The sequence below is a fragment of the Metapseudomonas boanensis genome (assembly GCF_042232855.1).
Taxonomy (GTDB): Bacteria; Pseudomonadota; Gammaproteobacteria; order Pseudomonadales; family Pseudomonadaceae; genus Metapseudomonas; species Metapseudomonas boanensis.
The window spans coordinates 3,727,481-3,746,759 of sequence record NZ_CP113889.1 but is presented as its reverse complement, the minus strand read 5'-3'; the positions used below and the strand labels follow the sequence as shown (position 1 = coordinate 3,746,759).

Annotated in this window: 17 protein-coding genes and 3 tRNA genes; 4 read left to right on the top strand and 16 right to left on the bottom strand. The window is 62.4% G+C overall.

All coding sequences use genetic code 11. The annotated features are described in order from the left end of the window. Positions 1-37 precede the first annotated feature (37 nt). Both OXH74_RS17465 and OXH74_RS17460 read right to left on the bottom strand, forming a co-directional pair. The gene (locus OXH74_RS17465) at positions 38-1,408 is read right to left on the bottom strand and encodes a chromosome partitioning protein ParA (protein ID WP_375738105.1); all 1,371 of its coding nucleotides are present in this window, start codon (positions 1,406-1,408) and stop codon (positions 38-40) included. Between the two features lie 256 nt (positions 1,409-1,664). Continuing rightward, a complete protein-coding gene (locus OXH74_RS17460; RefSeq protein WP_375738104.1) occupies positions 1,665-3,701 on the bottom strand; it encodes an FAD-dependent oxidoreductase in 2,037 nt (678 codons plus the stop codon). Positions 3,702-3,905: 204 nt separating this feature from the next. On the opposite strand from OXH74_RS17460, the gene OXH74_RS17455 reads away from it, so the two are divergent. Next, positions 3,906-4,838 carry a hydrolase gene (locus OXH74_RS17455; RefSeq protein ID WP_375738103.1) on the top strand — a complete coding sequence of 311 codons (933 nt, stop codon included), beginning with the start codon at positions 3,906-3,908 and terminating at the stop codon, positions 4,836-4,838. Then, positions 4,835-5,872, top strand: coding sequence for an AraC family transcriptional regulator (locus tag OXH74_RS17450; protein ID WP_375738102.1), 1,038 nt, complete (start codon positions 4,835-4,837; stop codon positions 5,870-5,872). The genes OXH74_RS17455 and OXH74_RS17450 overlap by 4 nt, the downstream gene beginning before the upstream one ends. Positions 5,873-6,206: 334 nt before the next feature. On the opposite strand, the gene OXH74_RS17445 is transcribed toward OXH74_RS17450, so the two are convergent. From OXH74_RS17445 to gspE, 12 genes are all read right to left on the bottom strand, one after another. Further along, positions 6,207-6,283 (bottom strand) — tRNA-Asp (locus OXH74_RS17445). 103 nt (positions 6,284-6,386) lie between these two features. Further along, positions 6,387-6,463 (bottom strand) — tRNA-Asp (locus tag OXH74_RS17440). A gap of 36 nt (positions 6,464-6,499) precedes the next feature. Beyond that, a tRNA-Val gene (locus OXH74_RS17435) sits at positions 6,500-6,575 on the bottom strand. A gap of 264 nt (positions 6,576-6,839) precedes the next feature. Then, complete coding sequence (locus OXH74_RS17430) at positions 6,840-7,355, bottom strand: type II secretion system protein M (protein WP_375738101.1); 516 nt, start codon at positions 7,353-7,355, stop codon at positions 6,840-6,842. 2 nt (positions 7,356-7,357) lie between these two features. After that, positions 7,358-8,500 carry a type II secretion system protein GspL gene (gene gspL, locus OXH74_RS17425; protein ID WP_375738100.1) on the bottom strand — a complete coding sequence of 381 codons (1,143 nt, stop codon included), beginning with the start codon at positions 8,498-8,500 and terminating at the stop codon, positions 7,358-7,360. Beyond that, positions 8,497-9,468 (bottom strand): type II secretion system minor pseudopilin GspK, encoded by a 972-nt coding sequence (gene gspK, locus OXH74_RS17420; protein WP_375738099.1) that lies wholly within the window; start codon positions 9,466-9,468, stop codon positions 8,497-8,499. The genes gspL and gspK overlap by 4 nt, the downstream gene beginning before the upstream one ends. Beyond that, positions 9,465-10,169, bottom strand: coding sequence for a type II secretion system minor pseudopilin GspJ (gene gspJ, locus OXH74_RS17415; RefSeq protein ID WP_375738098.1), 705 nt, complete (start codon positions 10,167-10,169; stop codon positions 9,465-9,467). The genes gspK and gspJ overlap by 4 nt, the downstream gene beginning before the upstream one ends. Further along, the gene (gspI, locus tag OXH74_RS17410) at positions 10,166-10,552 is read right to left on the bottom strand and encodes a type II secretion system minor pseudopilin GspI (RefSeq protein ID WP_375738097.1); all 387 of its coding nucleotides are present in this window, start codon (positions 10,550-10,552) and stop codon (positions 10,166-10,168) included. Before gspI ends, gspJ begins: the two co-directional genes overlap by 4 nt. Continuing rightward, positions 10,549-11,142: a type II secretion system minor pseudopilin GspH gene (gene gspH, locus OXH74_RS17405; RefSeq protein WP_375738096.1), complete on the bottom strand. Its 594-nt coding sequence runs from the start codon at positions 11,140-11,142 to the stop codon at positions 10,549-10,551. Before gspH ends, gspI begins: the two co-directional genes overlap by 4 nt. After that, the gene (gspG, locus tag OXH74_RS17400) at positions 11,142-11,573 is read right to left on the bottom strand and encodes a type II secretion system major pseudopilin GspG (protein ID WP_375738095.1); all 432 of its coding nucleotides are present in this window, start codon (positions 11,571-11,573) and stop codon (positions 11,142-11,144) included. Before gspG ends, gspH begins: the two co-directional genes overlap by 1 nt. Positions 11,574-11,577: 4 nt before the next feature. Then, on the bottom strand, positions 11,578-12,792 hold the full coding sequence (xcpS, locus tag OXH74_RS17395; protein ID WP_375738094.1) for a GspF family T2SS innner membrane protein variant XcpS: 1,215 nt from the start codon (positions 12,790-12,792) through the stop codon (positions 11,578-11,580). Further along, positions 12,793-14,280, bottom strand: a complete 1,488-nt coding sequence (gene gspE / locus OXH74_RS17390; RefSeq protein WP_375738093.1) for a type II secretion system ATPase GspE — start codon at positions 14,278-14,280, stop codon at positions 12,793-12,795. It abuts the gene before it with no gap. Positions 14,281-14,559: 279 nt separating this feature from the next. Here gspE and OXH74_RS17385 point away from each other — a divergent pair, with 279 nt between their 5' ends. After that, positions 14,560-15,189 carry a type II secretion system protein N gene (locus OXH74_RS17385; protein ID WP_375738092.1) on the top strand — a complete coding sequence of 210 codons (630 nt, stop codon included), beginning with the start codon at positions 14,560-14,562 and terminating at the stop codon, positions 15,187-15,189. A 4-nt stretch (positions 15,190-15,193) separates the two neighbouring features. Beyond that, positions 15,194-17,146, top strand: coding sequence for a type II secretion system secretin GspD (gene gspD / locus OXH74_RS17380; protein ID WP_375738091.1), 1,953 nt, complete (start codon positions 15,194-15,196; stop codon positions 17,144-17,146). A 129-nt stretch (positions 17,147-17,275) separates the two neighbouring features. On the opposite strand, the gene OXH74_RS17375 is transcribed toward gspD, so the two are convergent. Together OXH74_RS17375 and OXH74_RS17370 are read right to left on the bottom strand one after the other, a co-directional pair. Beyond that, on the bottom strand, positions 17,276-18,052 hold the full coding sequence (locus OXH74_RS17375; protein ID WP_375741638.1) for an SDR family oxidoreductase: 777 nt from the start codon (positions 18,050-18,052) through the stop codon (positions 17,276-17,278). Then, positions 18,052-19,263, bottom strand: coding sequence for an O-succinylhomoserine sulfhydrylase (locus OXH74_RS17370; RefSeq protein ID WP_375738090.1), 1,212 nt, complete (start codon positions 19,261-19,263; stop codon positions 18,052-18,054). Before OXH74_RS17370 ends, OXH74_RS17375 begins: the two co-directional genes overlap by 1 nt. Positions 19,264-19,279 lie beyond the last annotated feature (16 nt).

Sequence of the window (19,279 nt, the reverse complement as noted above, 5' to 3'; positions counted from 1 at the left end):
GAGGCAGGATAGCGCAGTCGATCCAGCGGCAGGTACCCTAGCCAGCCGTGCGCAGGCGCCCCCCGGCCTTGTGGCGCGGGCAGCAGTTGGATTCACCGATGATGAAGCGACTAGGTGCTTCGACTCGATCAATAGGCATCGCACAACGTTCGCCATTAGGCAGGCTAGCTTCGCAACTGGGCTGCTGGTAATGGGCCAACCAGTGACGATACTGGGCTTCCGAGACGAAGCACTTGGCTGCGGCATAAGCCTCGGGATTATCCTGGTAACGCACGAGATCATGCAGCGGGATGGTCAGGTGGCCAGCGCCCGGGTGATATACCACGAACACCACGCCCAACTCCGCCAGACGCTCCAGCATGGCCTGACCGGACTGATCGGCTAGCGCCTGACACTCCACCCGCAAGCGATCAATTTCCGCCTGGAACTGCATGTCCAACTGGTTGCGGCAGGCAAGCTCGACATCGCGAACCGCGATCTGCTCACGGTACTCAGCAACCACCGCTGCGACTCGCGCCTCGACTTCGCCCTCGAACTGGGTACGCAGGATGTCGGCCTCGGTCCGTCCGTGGCGCTCAAGGGCCCTGAGCTGCTGCGCCATTTCCTCACGGCTGGCCTGGAACCGCTCGACTTCAGATGCCAGCTGAGCCTGCAGTCCCGCATTGAGGTCCTGCTCCTGGCGCAGCGCATGCTGTAAGTCATGGATCTGCTCCTGCAGAGCGATGCGACTAGCCTCCGCGGCCTGACGCAACCTGGCCATGGCCTCCTCGTTCTGCTGGTTAAGCGCCTCGAGCCGCAAGCGCTGCTGGCGAACCAGCTGCGCCGCCTTCAGGCGGTGCTCTTTCTCCATCTTCTCGGCAAGCTGCTCAGCCATCTCCTTGGTGGGTTCGGGCGGCGCATACCAGCTGTCTTCAGATGCAATTTGCAATCGCTCGGCATCCAGGGCTTGCGTAGCCTCGTCCTCGAGCAACAAGCCCAGGCTGTTGACCTTGAGCGCGTCGCGCAACAGCACCAGGTCGTTGCCTTCCGGCCCGAGATTGGGATCCCACAGGTGCATTTGCTGCCATGGCACCGGGCACTGGCTTCGACAGGCTAGGCGGATGGGGCCTGCGCCAAGGTCAGGTCCGCGCCCGGCCCGCTCGGCAAGCTGCCGCAGCGGCAGGTTCCAGCCCGTGTCGGCGCGGCCGTTCTCATCGAAGTCCAAGTAGAAGAAAACCGCAGAACGCGCCTGCAAACGGGTATTTAACAATACATAAACCAGCCGCACCTGGTGGTCCGCGAATTCAGGCAGCCCGACCACCCCATCGAGCATGGCCTCGAACTCTGGATAGAGCATTTGCTTACTAACGCCGTGCTCGCTGAAGAAGACGACGGCTTCTACCAACTGCGCCTTTTTCTGCATGCTCATCACTCTACCTCGAGGCCAACACGGTGGGTCCCGGCGGGACGGGGCGTTCCTTGGACTGCGGCCGCTCCTGAAATGGGTGCGTTCGTCCAGAATTCGGCCAAGTCTAGGGGATAATAACGCGCAAGCAATGTGACTGGGTTGGCAGACGCCTGGTGAACGTGCCCCGACAGACAAGCGGCGAGATGGAAATGTGATCTGGTTTGGGCGGCCCCACAAGGATTGGCCGCCCAGGGAGCCCCCTGGGCGGGGTCCTGAATCAGAGTTCGGCAGCGAGGCGCGAACCCTGGTTGATGGCGCGCTTTGCATCCAGTTCGGCGGCGACATCAGCGCCGCCGATCAGGTGTACGCTCTGGCCAGCATCGAGCAAGTCCTGATGCAATTCCCGTAGGGGATCCTGGCCGGCGCAGACAATCACTGTATCAACCGGTAGAACCTGCGGCTCACCTTCGGCAATGCGAATGTGCAACCCCTCGTCATCGACCTTGAGGTACTCCACCGAGTTGAGCATCTGCACCTGCTTGTTCTTCAGGCCAGTACGGTGGATCCACCCCGTGGTCTTGCCGAGACCGTCACCCACTTTCGACTTCTTGCGCTGCAGGAGGAATACCTGGCGCGCAGCCACATGGGGTTGAGCCAGGACTCCGGCAACACCACCACGCGCCTCCAGTTTGCGGTCGATCCCCCACTCCATCCAGAACACTTCGCGGTCCAGGCTACTGGACTCGCCTTGGTGGGTGACGAACTCGGACACATCGAAGCCGATGCCGCCCGCACCGATGACCGCCACTTTCTGGCCAACCGGCTTGCGCTCGAGAATCGCATCCAGGTAACCGATGACTTTCGGATGTTCGATGCCCGGAATCGCCGGAATACGTGGGGCAATACCGGTGGCCAGAATCACCTCGTCGAAGCCGCCCCCGGCCAGATCCTCAGCACTCACGCGGGTGTTCAGGCGCAGTTCGACGCCGGTAATTTCGAGCTTGCGCTTGAAGTAGCGCAAGGTCTCATAGAACTCCTCCTTGCCCGGCACGCGCTTGGCAACGTTGAACTGCCCACCGATTTCGGCGGAGGCATCGAACAGCGTGACCTGGTGGCCGCGCTCGGCAGCCACGGTGGCGGCAGACAAGCCTGCCGGCCCGGCGCCAACGACCGCGATCTTCTTGATCTGGGTGGCTGGGATGTAATTCAGCTCGGTTTCGTGGCAGGCACGCGGGTTGACCAGGCAACTGGTCAGCTTGCCGCCGAAAGTGTGGTCCAGGCAGGCCTGGTTGCAGCCGATGCAGGTGTTGATCTCGTCAGCACGGCCTTCAGCCGCCTTGTTGACGAAGTCCGGGTCAGCCAGGAAGGGCCGTGCCATGCTCACCATGTCGGCATCACCCTCGGCCAGCACCTGCTCGGCTACTTCCGGCGTATTGATGCGGTTGGTGGTGATCAGCGGAATCCTGATCTCGCCGCGCAATTTGGCGGTGACCTTGGTGAACGCGGCACGCGGCACCTTGGTGGCGATAGTCGGGATACGCGCCTCATGCCAGCCGATACCGGTGTTGATGAGCGTGGCACCGGCGGCTTCGATGGCCTTGGCCAAGGTGACGATCTCGTCCCACGTACTGCCACCTTCCACGAGGTCCAGCATGGACAGGCGGTAGATGATGATGAAGTTGGGCCCTACGGCTTCGCGCACCCGACGGACGATCTCGACCGGCAGGCGCATACGGTTCTCATAGCAGCCACCCCAGCGGTCGGTACGTTGGTTGGTGTGAGCAACGAGGAACTGGTTGATGAAGTAGCCTTCGGAGCCCATGACCTCAACCCCGTCGTACTCCGCCTCCTGAGCGAGCTGTGCGCAAGTCACGAAGTCCTGAATCTGCTTCTCGATGCCATCTTCGCTCAGTTCATTGGGCTTGAAAGGATTGATCGGCGCCTGAATCGCGCTCGGCGCCACAAGCTTCGGGTTATAGGCATAACGACCGGCGTGGAGGATCTGCATGCAGATCTTGCCCCCCGCCTCATGCACCGCACGGGTCACGATCCGGTGCTTGTCGGCCTCTTCACGAGTGGTCAGCTTGGCTGCCCCGGCGTAGACACCGCCTTCGGCATTCGGGCCAATACCGCCGGTCACCATCAGGCCGACGCCGCCACGCGCACGCTCGGCAAAGTAGACTGCCATGCGCTCAAAGCCATTGGGCTTCTCTTCCAGCCCAGTGTGCATCGAGCCCATCAAGGTCCGGTTGCGCAAGGTGGTAAAGCCCAGATCGAGGGGAGCGAGCAGGTTCGGGTAATGGGCGTCGGTCATGGTTCCTCCATAACAGGCATTGCTGTTCACGGTATGCCCTAGCCTGCGGCGGGCCAGGATCGGTTATGGTCCAGACGATAAAGAGCAGCCCGCCTCGCCTCAATGATCGAAACTGACAAGTTACTGACCATAACTGACAGCACCACTTGGCAATCCGGTCCCGCTCACCTACCCTGACCTGCACACACACTGCTGTCGATCGCCATGCGCAAGCTCCTGACGCCCCTTCTTGCCGCCATCCTCGTTGCCTGCCTGACTGCCTATGCGGTATGGACCGGCGAGCGCCCGCGCGCGCATTACCTTTCGGACCTTCGCGCCAGCGTCGCTAGTGATCATGGCCGGGCCGCCGAGAGCGGAAACCTGCTGGTCATCCGCCCATCGCTCTATCCAAGCGACTACCGCGACCCCGCCTTCCTGCGCCGCAAACTGGCAGCGAGCCTGGATGCGGCTCGCACCGCAGGCTTGCTGAACAAGAACACCGTGGTTGCCCTGCCAGACCAGATCGGCACCTGGCTGCTGCTTCGCGGCGAGAAACAGAGTCTTTATCAGGCCCGCTCGCTGGACGAAGCCGATACGCTGCTCAAACTGAGCCACCCAACGTTGATCGGCCGCCTGTTCCTTCAAGGACAGGGCGTGGAAGAAGCCCTGCTGCGCACTAAGGCAAAGCGAATGGCGCGGGACTACCAGAAGCTCTTCAGCGGCCTGGCCAGAGAATACGGCGTGACCCTGCTGGCCGGCTCCATCGTGTTGCCCACGCCCTACTTCAAGGAAGGCAAGCTCCACAGCGGTCACGGCGAGCTTTACAACCTTGCCCTGGCGTTCTCCCCCGATGGCCAGGTGCTGGGCAAACCCTATCGCCAACCCTGGCCTGAAAGCAGTCAGGAGGTGACGCTGCAGCACCTGGATACCGGCGTATTGCAGATCACGATCAAACGCAGCTGGGCACAAGGCTTCCCCCAGAATGACGTGACCGTCGCCAATTCGAATGGCTCGGCGAGCCTGCCGACCTTCCTTCGCGGTCGCCTGTGGTCCTTGCAGGGTGCGCCAAGCGGTAGTGCACTGACGCCCCCCGACATCGCCCAGGCCAACAATGCCCCAGGCACTCATCTGCTCAATGTCTGGCTGGATTCACCATGAAAGGCCAGCGGGTCAAGCTCGGCGACCTCTCCGTGGGCTTCGTCCATAGCCTCGCAGCCGCCATCGAGGAATCAGGACACTCCGCCACAGACCTGTTACAGCAATTCGGACTAGACGCTGCACGCCTTGCCGAACCCCAGGCGCGCCTATCGATTCCACGCTATATGCGCCTCGGGCATGCGGCCATTCAGTTGAGTGGCAATCCAGCCATGGGACTAGCTATGGGCCGGCTCAGCCGCTTGAGCCAATTGGGGCTAGCGGGTGTATGTGCCGCCCAGGCACCCAACCTTCGCGAGGCCGCACGCTGCCTGACTCGGTTCGAACGCCTCTACGCCAGCAACTATCGCGGGCAATCGAGCTTCCACGAAGACCGCCGCGGCGCCTGGCTGCGCTTCTACTCGATCAGCCCCTATAACGCCTACAACCGCTTTGTCGTGGATTCCGTGCTCGCGGGCTGGAAGAGCTACCTGAGCCAATTGGCCGGCACCGAGATCAACGTGGAAAAGGTCGAGATCGAGTTTCCTGCACCGGCCTATGCCGAACGCTACAGCGACGCATTCGGCTGCCCTGTGGAATTCGGCGCCAGCGGTAACCAGATACGCCTGACGCAGCAAACGCTGGCATCTCGAGGAAAGGAACACTGCCCCAGCACCTGGAGGCAGCTCCTGGAGATTTGCGAGCGGGAGTTGCAGCAACTGACGCGGACGCGCAGCTTGCGTGAGCGGATCACCCAACTGCTGGGGCCACTGCTACACGGTCGCGAACCTGATCTGGATGAAGTGGCTGCGCGCCTGCAACTGCCCAGCTGGACACTACGGCGCAAACTCGCCGAGGAAGGCACGCAGTTCCGTACCATCCTCAATGAAACCCGCCGCGACCTGGCGATGGCCTACATCCGCGATACCGACCTGGTCTTCGGGGAGATCGCCTACTTGCTCGGCTTTGCCTCGGCCGAAGCCTTCCAGCGTGCCTTCAAGCGCTGGAGTGGAAGCACTCCTGGGGAGTTCCGACGCAACCAGCGCCACGCAGGCTGATCACATCTCGGTGGCGTCGTCCGCCGGCTCGAGATAGTCCCGTTCGGAAGCACGGGAATCGAGAATTTCGTCCTGGTAATCGTCCATCATCGGCTCTCCTGAGTTTGATATGTTCTTGTAAACAAAGACCATGCCAGAACACTAGTGGTTCGAGATGAACGATTCATTAATCCAAGGCAAAGAAAAGGATGTCAGAGGCTCAAGGCCTGTGTGAGGGGGAATGAACTCATCAGGCGAGCCCTCCTTCGCCCCGCAGGCGAAGACAAGGCAATGGAGCACATTTCGAGACCATAGAAAAAACCCCCAGGTATCGCTACCTGAGGGCTTTCGTATATGGCGCAGCGGACGGGACTCGAACCCGCGACCCCCGGCGTGACAGGCCGGTATTCTAACCGACTGAACTACCGCTGCGCGTCGGTTGGACTTGCGTCCGGTGAAACCTTTTGAGCGTCTGGCAGGATGAACCGTGATGGCTCTTACTGCCTCATGCCCGATTAACTCGAACATGGAAATATGGCGCAGCGGACGGGACTCGAACCCGCGACCCCCGGCGTGACAGGCCGGTATTCTAACCGACTGAACTACCGCTGCGCGTCGGCCGGACTTACGTCCGAAATCTCACAAGGATGGTGGGTGATGACGGGATCGAACCGCCGACCCTCTGCTTGTAAGGCAGATGCTCTCCCGGCTGAGCTAATCACCCTTCGCCTTGCGAGGCGCGCAATTTACGCAGACAGCCTCGCTAAGTCAACACCCCGTATGGAATTTTTCTTCAAAAAAGGTCATTTGGATCCTAGGATCCGATCCCTGAGAGGGTCGCCCCAAGACACGCAACAATCAAATGCTTACCGCACTCGCCGCAACATACTGGGACATTGAGGCCGACTCCCAATGCACCAACTCGGAGCGACCGTCGCTCGGCAAGCACCACCGAGAAACAGAAACGAGTAACGTGCCCGACCGAACGTCACTCAACCCGGAGCGTCACACGAGCGGTCACCTGGCCGTTCTCACTGCGATCAAGGCCTGCCTCATCGATCCGCGCACCCTGCCCTTCCAGCACGGCAAACCAGCGCAACAGGCTGGCAAACGCGGCCGGCTGCAGGCTCACCTGCAACACACCGGGCGCTTCGCTGTCGATTCGCTCCACCGCCAAGCCTTGTTCTGCCGCTGTTGCTGTGACCATTCCCTGCAGCCGCTCCGGCTCGATTCGGAGCTGAGGCTGGACGCGGACCGCCCTGGCCTCAGGGGCCCGTTGCTGCAGATAGGCATGCAGCTCGCGCTGCGACAGGTAATGCTGGCGCGCCTCCTCAAGCCGGCGTTCCGCAGGCAGCCATAGGATGAGATAGAGCAGCACAACCGACAGGAACAAGCCGAGTACCAGCAATGCCAGCCGATCACGCTGCGGCAGTCCCCGCCAGCGGGTCGCAAGTCCGGAGGACTGCCACTGAGCCTGCAAAGGCGTCCTGATCGAGTCGAGCATGATCATCCTCCTATTACCAGGCGCGCACTGACGCCTGCCTCGTCACGACTGGCTGAGCCCATCTGCACGGCAAGGCCGGCACCGATCAAGCGTTCGCGCAGTCGTTCAAGTTCATTGAAACCAGGCGCCAGCACTTGCAAGGCCAGGTCACCACGGCTCTCGCTGAAATCCAGCTGCTGGACCCTTACCTGGGCGCCTTCTGCGATCAGTGCCTGCGCGGCCTGCCCCAACAAACCCAGGAGACGCCCCTGACCGGAACGCTCGCCCTGTGCCAAGTGCTGGTCGAATTGCACCCGCAAATTCACCAGCTTGCTGTCCTGAGGAAATAACTCGCGATAGAGCGCTTCATTGGTACTGGCATAGGCATCGCCCTGATGGCGCAACTGCCACGCTTGTACAAGGTTGAAGCCGAACTGCAGCATCAACCAGACGCCCACCAACCCAAGCACCGGCTTCCATCGCAACCAATCCTGCCGTTCCTCCCGGAAGGCGAACTCGCCCTGTGCCAGGTCGCTGCCCCGACGCATCGCCAACCAGCCGTAGCCGTCCGTCTCCATGCGCCAGGCATCCACACCCTCAAGTACCTGTCTCTCAACAGGAGCGTGCCCTGAGCGAGGCACCGGGCACGCAGCCAGCAGGTGCGGCCAATCCTCATCATGGAAACTGAGGCGACTGTTCCCCTGACCGCCCAGCAGCCAGCGTTCGCCGAGCCAGAGCAGTTGAGTCCCCTCGCCGGGCAGCAGATCGGCATCCACTTCGATGGAGACCGGTGCCAAACCCCTTTGCCGAGCCAACTCAAGCCAGGCAACCAACCAGCTACGCCGCACGGCGAAGACCCGGTGCCGGCCGTCCGTCAACACATCACCGACTGCGAGATGCAGCTTCTCCACCTCCTCAGCGAGCATCTCTTCGACGGCAAAGGGCAGCGCCTGGCGCAACCAGCGCGCCTTGCGGGTCGGCAGGCGCACGGCACAACAGGTGACCGCCTCGACTGGGAGGATCATCCGCCAGGGCGAAGCGACCTCCTCCACGGCCCTGGCAAACGGCAAGTGGCGGGCACTACCGTCCTGCCAAAGCACTACCTCCAATTCGGCATCGGCCCCGCCGCACGCCGCGACCGGAAGGAAGATGCAGGCCTGAATCATGACTGCGGCTCCTTGATGGGCGCTGGCGGCAAACCGCCCTGCCCGAGATCACGCGAGATAACCCGTACCTTGCCATCGCTGCCACGCTGCAAAGTACTCACCAAAACCTGTCGGCGCCCAGCGAGCCTAACCTCACTGGTCACCAGAAAGAACTGACTACCGACCGCCAAACCTTCTGCTTCCAGCCCCATGCCGGCCAATGCGGGCTGAGCCAGGAAGGCATCCAGGCTGCGATAACCGCCATCGCCCCGCGCTGCGACCAACAGGGCTGCCCCTTCTGGGTCAAGCGTATCGGACAAGGTAGACAACACCATTGACCCTGCCGTGTTGACATTGAGCTCCGCGCCCTCGGGCAGCGCGCTGACGAAAGGCAACAACTTGCGGTAGTCCACCTCGCTCATGCCCAACACCAACCGCAGCTCGGAGAGATCGCTGATTGATCGGTTGGCCGCACGGTAAGGTGGCTGCCCCAGTAAATACTGGTTGTCCTCTGCGCCATTGGCGCCGGAAGGGTCCTGATCGGTATCCACCCAGTCGACCAGGCGGTCCGCGTATGGCGCCTCGATATGCAAGCGCAGCAAAAGACGGCGGAACTGCTGCAGCGCCGGCTCGTTCACTTGCCCCTGGCGAACCACACTATTGAGATTGAAGCGGCCGCAGGGATCCTCGATTCGCACGCTCAAGAGCCCGCCGTCATCCAGGGGGAAGTTGCTCACCGGGCGTGCCCAGGCTTCGCCCAAGTGATCGATGGGCGTGCGCGGGTCACCCTGACGCAAGTCGCGGACAAGGATCGCCTGGGCAAGGGCCTCGCCACCCAGGGCGTACTGCATGGCCTGACGCACATGGAGCTGATTGGCGCTGGAACGGATCGCAAGCTGCTGGCGCGCGATGAGGCCAGCACACACAACGGTGACTACGGCCACTACCAGCATCACGGTGATCAGCGCAACGCCATGCTGCCGCTTCATGGCGTCACCTCCTGATCGCCCGAAACCTCATCGGGCTTAGCCTGCTGCTCGTCCTTTGGCGCTCCCCCGCTGGCCTGGAGGTCCTTGGGAGGCGTGTCCACCAGACGCAGCACACGTCGCAATTCGCCATAGCGACGATGTTCAACGATCAGTTCGAGAGCCCGGGGAAGCCGCTCCAGACGTTCATCCTCGGCGAGCCCGGCGGGCGGCCAGACCTTCTGCCAGCTACCAGCGTCATCCAGGTAACGTAGCTGCAACCGGGTGACGCCATCCAGGGCTTGCTGGACCTGGGGCAGGCTGTCCTGGGCCTGGTCCAGGACGCTCCAGTAGCGCCGCTCCAGCCGCTCGCCCGACAACTGCCAGCGCACACGTTGCAAGCGCGAGCGCTGTGCACCTGAGGGGTTTCGCCAGCCACTGCGAGTCAACTCGAGACTCTCGCTCTCGCCGCCATGCTCCCCCAGAAGCGCCGCGCGTGGCTCGCCATAGGCGTCGCGGACAGGGCGCGGCACCAGTTGCGCCACATCCCGCTCGAAGGCGGCCATGGCCCTGACCAGCTCGCGCACTTGCTGCTCCTGAACGCGGGTGGCGGCATCGGTATCCAGAACGGCATCAAGCATTCGCCAGGTGCCCAATGCGAGCACTGCGAAGATAGCGATGGCAATCAACAGCTCCAGCAGCGTGAAGCCCGCCATGCGCTTCATGGTGCGCCCCCCAGGAAGCCCACAAGCCGGACCACGGCGCGCTCCTCCAGCTTGCCCTTGCTCCGCTGTTGTCGCGGGGCCACCCAAAGCGTGACGCGACGCAACGCGGGATCGCTGGTTGCCTCGATCTCGCTGAGCCATTCCCAGCGACGACCAGCGTAGTCCAGCTCTCCTTGCTCGCGCCCACTGCCCGGAGCAGTCTCGCGCAGTTGGAGATCAGTCAGGCGGTTATCGGCGATCCACATCGCCAGTGTCTTGTCCTCGAGCCGAGACGCCGTCTGCAAGCTGCGAGCGCTGGCCGTGAGCACACTGGCGGCGACCACTGCGAAAATTGCCAAGGCCACCAACACCTCGAGCAGCGTGAAGCCACAAGCGTGCTTCATCGTCCAGGCCTCTTGCCGGCGAGCGCCTCGACCCTCGGCAAGCGAAAGCCGTCGCTGCTCAATTGCAGTTTCAAACCATCCTTGCGTCGCTCACCCAGCTCCAACCGGAACGGACTGAGCTCGCCGCTGGACAGGATCAACAACTGCGGCGCAGGGTTTTCCTCGCTTTCTTCCCTCCCGTCCCCAGGGCTGGGCAACACCAACGGCTCGCCCTCCAGCTCGAAATCGAGCTGCGCCCACTCGGGGAGCTGACGGGAGCCGTCATCCAGCGGCTGCCACCGGCCTCGACCCTCGTCGTAGAACAGCACCTGGTATCGGTCACGCTCCAGGCGCAGGCCGTATTCCCGATTATCCAGCACAGCCTCGTCAGCCAGGACGCCGATGAGCCCTGCTAAGCGTTCGGCCTCATTGTTCAGTTCACGGGACGGACCGGCGACGCCCGTGCTGATCACCGCCAGCCCTGCGAGGCAGGCGATGATCACCATGACCACCAGCAATTCAATGAGCGTGAACCCACGGGAGGCACATAGGCATGGCGCGACGCAGCGGGGGCGGTCACCCGACTGCTGGCTACGTCGACCGCTGTCCATCAGTTATCCCAGTTGCCTAGGTCGGCGTCGTTATCGCTGCCACCTTCCTTGCCATCCGCCCCCAGAGAATAAAGGTCGTAGGCACCTTTGCTGCCCGGAGAAAGGTATTGGTATTCATTGCCCCACGGATCAATCGGAAGCTTCTTCAGATAGCCATCCTTGTTCCAGTTCTTCGCTGGGGGATTGCCGGACGGCCGGCTGACCAGTGCTTCCAACCCCTGTTGCGTGCTCGGGTAGCTGAAGTTATCCAGCTTGTACATGTCCAGCGCGGCGCCGATGGCCTTGATATCACCTTTGGTGACTGTGACCTTGGCCTGATCCGGACGGTTCATCACTTGCGGCACTACCAAGGCTGCAAGTATGCCCAGGATCACCACCACCACCATGATTTCGATGAGCGTAAAGCCCGAGTGTCTATGGCGAAGATTCACGCGATTACCCCACGAGTTGGTTAAGAGAAAGAATCGGCAGCAGGATCGCCAGGACGATCACCAGCACAACGGCGCCCATGAATATCAGCATGAAGGGCTCGAACAGGCCGACCAGCAAGGCAATCTGCGCCGCCAGGTCGCTTTCCTGGTTACGCGCGGTGCGGGCAAGCATCTGGTCCAGCTCGCCGGAGCGCTCTCCGCTGGCAATCATGTGCAGCATCATCGGCGGGAACTGCCCGCTACCCTCCAATGCTCGAGTCAGGCTCCCGCCTTCGCGGACCTTCTGCGCCACCTGCACGACGTGGTTGCGGATCACCCGATTGGCAATCACCTCCGCTCCAATGCCAAGGGCCTCCACCAGCGGCACACCACTGCGGGTGAGAATTGCCAAGGTAGAGGCGAAACGCGCGGTATCGGTGGCGCGCAAAAGATGCCCAAGCAGCGGCACGCGCAGCACCACGCCGTGCCAACGCTGGCGCACCGAGGCATCGCGCAGCGCCCAGCGCCCCCCAAGCACTGCGCCCAGCAGGAGCAACAATACCAACCACCCCCAGTGTTTGACGAAGTCGCTAAGCGCGATCAAACCACGAGTCAGTAACGGCAGGGTCTGGCCGGAATCGATGAAGACCCTCACCACATCGGGCACCACGAACCCCAGCAGGAAGGTGACGATGGCAAGCGACGCGCACATCAGAATCAGCGGATAGAGCAACGCAAGCTGGATCTTCTGCCGAGACTGCTGACGTTGCTCGGTGTAATCGGCCAACTGCTCGAGAACCGGCCCCAGGTGCCCGGCATGTTCGCCGGCGGCGACCGTAGCGCGATAGAGATCCGGAAACGCCGCCGGGAACTCACGCAGGCTGCTGGCGAGGCTCTGGCCTTCCAGAACCCGCGCGCGCACGGCAAGCAGCATCGACTGGATGCGTGAGTTGCTGGACTGTGCGGCAGCGGCACGCAGCGCCTCTTCGATAGGTAATGCGGCCTGGACCAACGTCGCCAGTTGGCGGGTGATCAGCGCCAGGTCCCGCGCAGACAGGCCTCGGCTGAGGCTGAAGCGCCCTCCGGCCGCCTGCTCCCGCGTTCGAGTGGCCTTGACCTCGAGCGGCGCCAACTGTCGCTCGCGCAGCAACTGGCGCACCTGGCGCGCGCTGTCGGCCTCGAGGACGCCCTTTTGCTGACGGCCCCTGGCATCCAGAGCAAGGTATTCGAAAGCGGCCATTTACTCTTCCTGGGTTACGCGCAGCACTTCTTCCACGGTGGTCACGCCCTCCATGACCTTGCGCCGACCGTCGTCACGGATGCTCGCGCTGGAAAGGCGCGCATGACGGATCATCTCCTGCTCGGAGGCAACGCTATGGATGAGACTGCGCATATGGTCGTCGAACACCACCAGTTCGTAGATGCCGGTTCGCCCGCGATAGCCCTGCTGGTGACACTCACCGCAGCCGCGCGCGCGATAGAGCATCGGCGCAGCGGCTGGCGCCACGCCCAGCAAATCGCACTCTGCTGCATCCGCCTGGTACGGCTCCTTGCAATGCGGGCACAGCACCCGCACCAAACGCTGGGCGAGCACGCCAAGCAGGGAGGACGACAGCAGGAATGGCTCGACCCCCATGTCCACGAGGCGAGTGATGGCGCCTATGGCGCTGTTAGTGTGCAAGGTGGACAGCACCAGGTGCCCGGTGAGTGAGGCCTGTACGGCAATCTCGGCGGTTTCCTGGTCGCGGATTTCGCCAACCATCACCACGTCCGGGTCCTGCCGCAGGATAGCGCGCAGGCCACGGGCGAAGGTCATGTCCACTTTGGGATTGACCTGGGTCTGGCCGATCCCCTCGATGTGGTACTCGATGGGGTCCTCGACCGTGAGGATGTTGCGCGTGCGATCGTTAAGGGTCACCAGGCTGGCGTAGAGTGTCGTCGTCTTGCCGGAACCCGTGGGTCCAGTCACCAGGAGGATGCCGTGGGGACGGCGTACCGTTTCTTCGAGCAGGAGACGGTCGCGATCGCTCATGCCCAGGTGCTGCAGCGTGAGGCGGCCGGCCTGCTTGTCCAGCAAGCGCAGCACCACCCGCTCTCCATTGGCGGACGGCAGGGTGGAAACACGGATATCCACCTCGCGCCCGGCCACCCGCAGGGAGATGCGCCCGTCCTGCGGGATGCGTTTCTCGGCGATATCCAGCCGCGCCATGACCTTGATCCGCGACACCAGCAATGCCGCCAGCTCGCGCTTGGGCTCGAGCACTTCACGCAGGATGCCATCCACGCGAAAACGCACCACCAGGCGCTTTTCGAAGGTTTCGAAGTGGATATCGGAAGCGTTTTCCTTGATGGCCTCGCCGAGGATGGCATTGATCAGGCGGATGATCGGAGCATCATCCTCCTGCTCGAGCAAATCTTCGGTTTCGGGTATCTGCTCCGCCAGCGCGGCCAGGTCCAGACTGCCACCCAGGTCTTCAGCCAGTTGCATGGCGGCTGAGGAGTCATGCTGATAGACCGCCGCAAGCGCCTGCTCGAACGCCTCCATCGTCAAGGGTTTGAGCGGCAGGCTGCGTCCGGCGAAACGGCGCGCTTCAGCCAATGCCGCCAACTCGACCCCCGGCCGATGAGCCAGGCACGATGCCGGGGCGTCCATCAGCAGGACGCCATGGCGTCTGGCAAAACCGAACGGCAGTCGCCGCAGAGGTGCATCTACAAGTGGGGGGTTCATCTGCGCACGCCTTTTCCCGACAACCTCCAGTCAAGTATTGCAGCGCAATCTGACGATTGTGCAGCCGAGGCTCAGGTTTCTCATGATCGTTGTGAACAAGGCGACCTAAGGTCGTAAAAAATCGACGGTATCTTTAGCACATCGTCACTTGCCCTACATCATTCCCTGGCGCGACGATGGCAAGTAAGGGGACTGCTATGATCAAAGCAGATTCGCCAGTTCCTATAACTAGAATCAGTTCAGACCGGGAGTAAAACCCTCTTGCACGGACCGTTCTCCTTGCAATGGCTGCATCATCGCGCACCTGCGCTGGTCGGCATATCGATCGCCGTGGCGATGTGCGCCAGCTTCGCCTGGCAGGCAATCGAATGGGCACACCTGCTGGAAACAGGAAGCGACTCAAGCCCAAGCGGGCCCGCCCAGATGTTCAACGCACAGCCCTTGAGCAACCTCGAACCGCTATTCGGGCCAGTCCAGGTCATACCGGATAACACGCCGCCACCCAGTACCAACCTGCGCCTGACGCTGCTCGGCAGCTTCGTGCACGAGACGCCCGAACACTCCATCGCCATCATCCAGTACGAAGGCGGAAAGCCCCGCCGTTTCCGTGCCGGCGAAGAAATCACCACGGGCGTCAGGCTTCACGCCGTCTACCGTGACCGGGTTGAACTTGAACGCGCCGGTCGCCGGGAGAGTCTGAGCTTCCCTCCCCCCCGTTCGCGAATCCAGGCCAGCGGCAGTGCCTCGCCGGGACAACCGGCCAGCAACGTGATCGATGACCTCAGTGGCCTGCAGGAAGACAACGCGGCAGAACTTCGCGAGCGAATGGAAAAACTGCGCCAGGAAATGGAAGAGTCCGGTAGCCTGCCTGCCGACGATACAGCCGAACAGCCTCTTGAAAGCGAATGACACGATGACCATGACTTTCTCGCGCCTCACTTTCGCCCTGCTCGCCGCTGGCCTGCTGGCCACACCACTGCCCCTGCTGTCGGCCCCAGCTGCGAATCCGGAAAGCGCGGCGCAGCAGCAGGATGGCTGGACCATCAACCTCAAGGATGCCGACATCCGCGAGTTCATCGACCAGATCGCTGACATCACTGGAGAGACCTTCATCGTCGATCCCAGGGTGAAAGGCCAGGTGAGCGTAGTATCCAAGGCCCCGCTGGGCCTGAACGAGGTCTATCAGCTTTTTCTCTCCGTGATGGCCACTCATGGTTTCAGCGTGGTCGCACAAGGCGACCAGGCACGCATCATTCCTAATGCCGAAGCCAAGTCAGAGGCCACCAGCAGCCGGTCAGCAGGCGACCGCCTGGAAACCCGCGTGATCCAGGTGCAGCACAGCGCCGTTACCGAACTGATCCCGCTGATTCGTCCCCTGGTTCCCCAGTATGGCCACCTGGCTGCAGTACCCTCGGCCAACGCCCTGATCATCAGCGACCGTAGCGCGAACATTGCCCGCATCGAGGACCTGATGCGCCAACTCGATCAGAAGGGTGATCGCGACTACACCGTGCTGAACCTGAAGAACGCCTGGGTCATGGACGCCGCCGAAGTGCTGAACAGCTCAATCAATCGCGGCCAGTCGAAGGGAACGTCGGGCACCCAGGTCATCGCCGACGCCCGTACCAACCGCCTGATCCTGCTCGGCCCACCCGCCGCTCGGGCGAAGCTGGCCGCCCTGGCGCAGTCCCTGGACACCCCAACCGCTCGCTCGGCCAACACCCGTGTCATCCGCCTGCGCCACAACGATGCCAAGAGCCTGGCCGAGACCCTCGGCGAGCTATCAGAAGGCTTGCAACCGCAAGAAGGCGGAGAACCAGCCGCCGCAGGCACCAGCCGGCCGCAGCAGAACATCCTGATTCGCGCAGATGAAAGCCTGAATGCCCTGGTGCTGCTGGCAGAGCCCGATGTGGTCAATGCCATGGAGGACATTGTCCGCCAGCTTGACGTTCCGCGTGCGCAGGTGATGGTCGAGGCCGCCATAGTCGAAATCTCTGGCGATATCACCGACGCCCTTGGCGTGCAGTGGGCCGTCGATGCCCGCGGCAGCACCGGCGGGCTCGGCGGAGTCAATTTCGGTAATACCGGGCTCTCCGTGGGAACGGTGCTCAACGCCATACGCGATGACGAAATTCCCGACACGCTGCCGGACGGTGCCATCATCGGCATTGGTACGGATCACTTCGCGGCCCTGATTACGGCACTTTCAGCCAACAGCAAGAGCAACCTGCTGTCTACCCCAAGCCTGCTGACCCTGGACAACCAGAAAGCGGAGATCCTGGTCGGCCAGAACGTGCCCTTCCAAACCGGCACCTTCACCACCGACGCCTCCGGCGCCAACAATCCGTTCACCACCATCGAGCGTCAGGATATCGGTGTGACGCTCAAGGTCACCCCGCATATCAACGAGGGTGCGACACTGCGTCTGGAAATCGAACAGGAAATCTCGTCCATCGCGCCCAGCGCCACGCTGACGGCCCAGGCGGTGGACCTGATCACCAACAAGCGCTCGATCAAGAGCACCATCCTGGCCGAGGACGGCCAGGTGATTGTGCTGGGCGGGCTGATCCAGGACGACATCACCAAGACCGACTCGAAGGTCCCGCTGCTCGGTGATATCCCGATACTGGGGCGACTGTTCCGCTCGACCAAGGACACCCATGTCAAGCGTAACCTCATGGTGTTCCTGAGGCCTACCGTGGTGCGTGACCGAGCAGGCATAGCGGCACTTTCGGGCAAGAAATATAACGACATCCGCATCATCGGCGAGCATGACAAGGAAGGTCGCCCAAGCATCTTGCCGCGCGAGCCGGTCGAATTGTTCGACGGCCAGAAAGCCCCTGCCATCGACTTGCGCAAGCCTTGAACCTGAATGCCGCATAGCGGAACGGTGGATACGTAGAGTGTTGTCCGCCACACCATTGACGAATCAGACAGTTCGGAAACTGGAGGATGGAAAGTCCGCCAAGCGGCTTTCCATCCCCTGTGCCACAGGCTAGTCCAGGTAGATCATCTTCCGGGTCATGCCACCATCGACCAGGAGCTCCTGGCCGGTGACGAAGCTGGCATTCTCGGAAAGCAGCCAGGAGACCTGCGCCGCAACATCCTCCACCAGGCCGACACGCCCTAGCGGGTGCTGATCATGGTCCAATTCGGTGAGCGGCGCCTCAAGGCGCGCAGAGGGGTCACGTGCGTCGATCCAGCCTGGAGTGACTGCATTTACGCGGATCTCTGGCGCCAGGCTCATCGCCAACGCATGCGTCAGCGACAGCAGCCCACCTTTGCTAGCGGCATAGGCCTCGCTATCCGGCTCAGACTGGTGTGCACGGGTTGAGGCGATGGTAACAATGGCGCCATGGTGAGCGCGCAAATAGGGCGCGCAATGTTTGACCAGCAGCATGGTGCCGGTCAGGTTGACCGCCAGAATGCGATTCCAGTACGCCAGATCGAGACTTTCCAGGGGCGGGTTGTGGGGCTCTGCAACCGCTGCGTTGCTGACCAGTGCATCCAGACGGCCGAATTGCCCGAGCACTTCGGCCACACCGACTGCAACCTGGCTCTCATGAGCCACGTCCATACCGACAAACCAGGCGTTGTTGCCCAACGCCTTGGCCACCTTGGAGCCGCGGGCACGATCGATATCAGCCAACACTACCTGCCAACCCTCGGCAATCAGCCAGGCGGCAACGCCAAGGCCGATTCCACGGGCCGCTCCGGTCACCAACGCGACCTTGCCATTATTGGCATCACGCGTCTGCGGGCCCCACTCGATCACAATGCAGCGAGTCCGCGTTCCAGATCTACCTTGATGTCGGCCACGTCTTCCAACCCGACCGCCAGGCGAACCAGGCTATCGCTGATACCGGCATTTGCCCGCTCCTGGGGCGAAAGACGGCCATGGGACGTAGTGGCCGGATGGGCGATGGTGGTCTTGGTATCGCCCAGGTTGGTTGTGATCGAGATCATTCGCGTGGCATCGATGAACCGCCAGGCCGCCTCCTTGCCACCTTTCACCTCGAAACTGACCACGGCGCCAAAAGCACTCTGCTGGCGACACGCCAGCTCATGCTGTGGATGGCTCGGCAAACCAGCGTAATAGACGCGCTCAACGCCTGGCTGACCTTCGAGCCACTGGGCCAGTTCCAGCGCACTGGCGCAATGCGCCTGCATGCGTATGCGCAAGGTCTCCAGCCCCTTGAGGAACATCCAGGCATTGAAAGGGCTGAGCGTCGGCCCGGCAGTCCGCAAGAACCCGACCACTTCCTTCATGTGCTCGGAACGGCCGGCAACCACACCGCCCATCGTGCGGCCCTGACCATCGATGAACTTGGTGGCCGAGTGCATCACGATGTCTGCGCCCAGCTTCAACGGTTGTTGCAGAGCCGGGGTGCAGAAGCAGTTGTCCACCACCAGCAGCGCGCCCTTGGCGTGCCCAATCTCTGCCAGGGCGGCGATGTCCACGAGCTCAGCCAGCGGATTGGACGGGGACTCGACGAACAGCAACTTGGTGTTGGGCTTGATCGCCGCCTCCCAGCCGGCCAGATCAGACAATGCCGGGTAGTCCACCTCGACGCCGAAGCGCTTCAGGTACTTCTCGAACAGACTGATGGTCGAGCCGAACACGCTGCGCGACACCAGGACATGATCGCCCGCGCTGCACAGACTCATGGCGATAGCGAGGATTGCCGACATGCCGGAGGCCGTCGCCACGGCTTGCTCCGCACCCTCGAGGGCGGCAATGCGCTCCTCGAAAGTGCGCACGGTCGGGTTGGTGTAGCGCGAGTAGACGTTACCCGGCACCTCGCCGGCAAATCGCGCGGCGGCATCGGCGGCAGTGCGGAACACATAGCTAGAGGTCAGGAACATCGCCTCGCCGTGCTCGCCTTCCGGCGTGCGGCGCTGGCCAGCACGTACCGCCAGGGTGTCGAAGGCTACGCCTTCCAGGTCACTGTCCAGCCTTCCGGCATCCCATTCTTGTGTCATCTCGCACTCTCCACTC

What these genes read in the sequence shown, in the direction of transcription:
- xcpS (WP_375738094.1), bottom strand. Translation starts at nt 12,792, where the DNA reads ATGGCCGCTTTCGAATACCTTGCTCTGGATGCCAGGGGCCGTCAGCAA.
- gspD (WP_375738091.1), top strand. Translation starts at nt 15,194, where the DNA reads ATGACCATGACTTTCTCGCGCCTCACTTTCGCCCTGCTCGCCGCTGGC.
- gspI (WP_375738097.1), bottom strand. Translation starts at nt 10,552, where the DNA reads ATGAAGCACGCTTGTGGCTTCACGCTGCTCGAGGTGTTGGTGGCCTTG.
- gspE (WP_375738093.1), bottom strand. Translation starts at nt 14,280, where the DNA reads ATGAACCCCCCACTTGTAGATGCACCTCTGCGGCGACTGCCGTTCGGT.
- OXH74_RS17430 (WP_375738101.1), bottom strand. Translation starts at nt 7,355, where the DNA reads ATGCTCGACTCGATCAGGACGCCTTTGCAGGCTCAGTGGCAGTCCTCC.
- OXH74_RS17455 (WP_375738103.1), top strand. Translation starts at nt 3,906, where the DNA reads ATGCGCAAGCTCCTGACGCCCCTTCTTGCCGCCATCCTCGTTGCCTGC.
- OXH74_RS17465 (WP_375738105.1), bottom strand. Translation starts at nt 1,408, where the DNA reads ATGAGCATGCAGAAAAAGGCGCAGTTGGTAGAAGCCGTCGTCTTCTTC.
- gspK (WP_375738099.1), bottom strand. Translation starts at nt 9,468, where the DNA reads ATGAAGCGGCAGCATGGCGTTGCGCTGATCACCGTGATGCTGGTAGTG.
- OXH74_RS17370 (WP_375738090.1), bottom strand. Translation starts at nt 19,263, where the DNA reads ATGACACAAGAATGGGATGCCGGAAGGCTGGACAGTGACCTGGAAGGC.
- gspL (WP_375738100.1), bottom strand. Translation starts at nt 8,500, where the DNA reads ATGATTCAGGCCTGCATCTTCCTTCCGGTCGCGGCGTGCGGCGGGGCC.
- OXH74_RS17450 (WP_375738102.1), top strand. Translation starts at nt 4,835, where the DNA reads ATGAAAGGCCAGCGGGTCAAGCTCGGCGACCTCTCCGTGGGCTTCGTC.
- gspH (WP_375738096.1), bottom strand. Translation starts at nt 11,142, where the DNA reads ATGGACAGCGGTCGACGTAGCCAGCAGTCGGGTGACCGCCCCCGCTGC.
- gspJ (WP_375738098.1), bottom strand. Translation starts at nt 10,169, where the DNA reads ATGAAGCGCATGGCGGGCTTCACGCTGCTGGAGCTGTTGATTGCCATC.
- OXH74_RS17460 (WP_375738104.1), bottom strand. Translation starts at nt 3,701, where the DNA reads ATGACCGACGCCCATTACCCGAACCTGCTCGCTCCCCTCGATCTGGGC.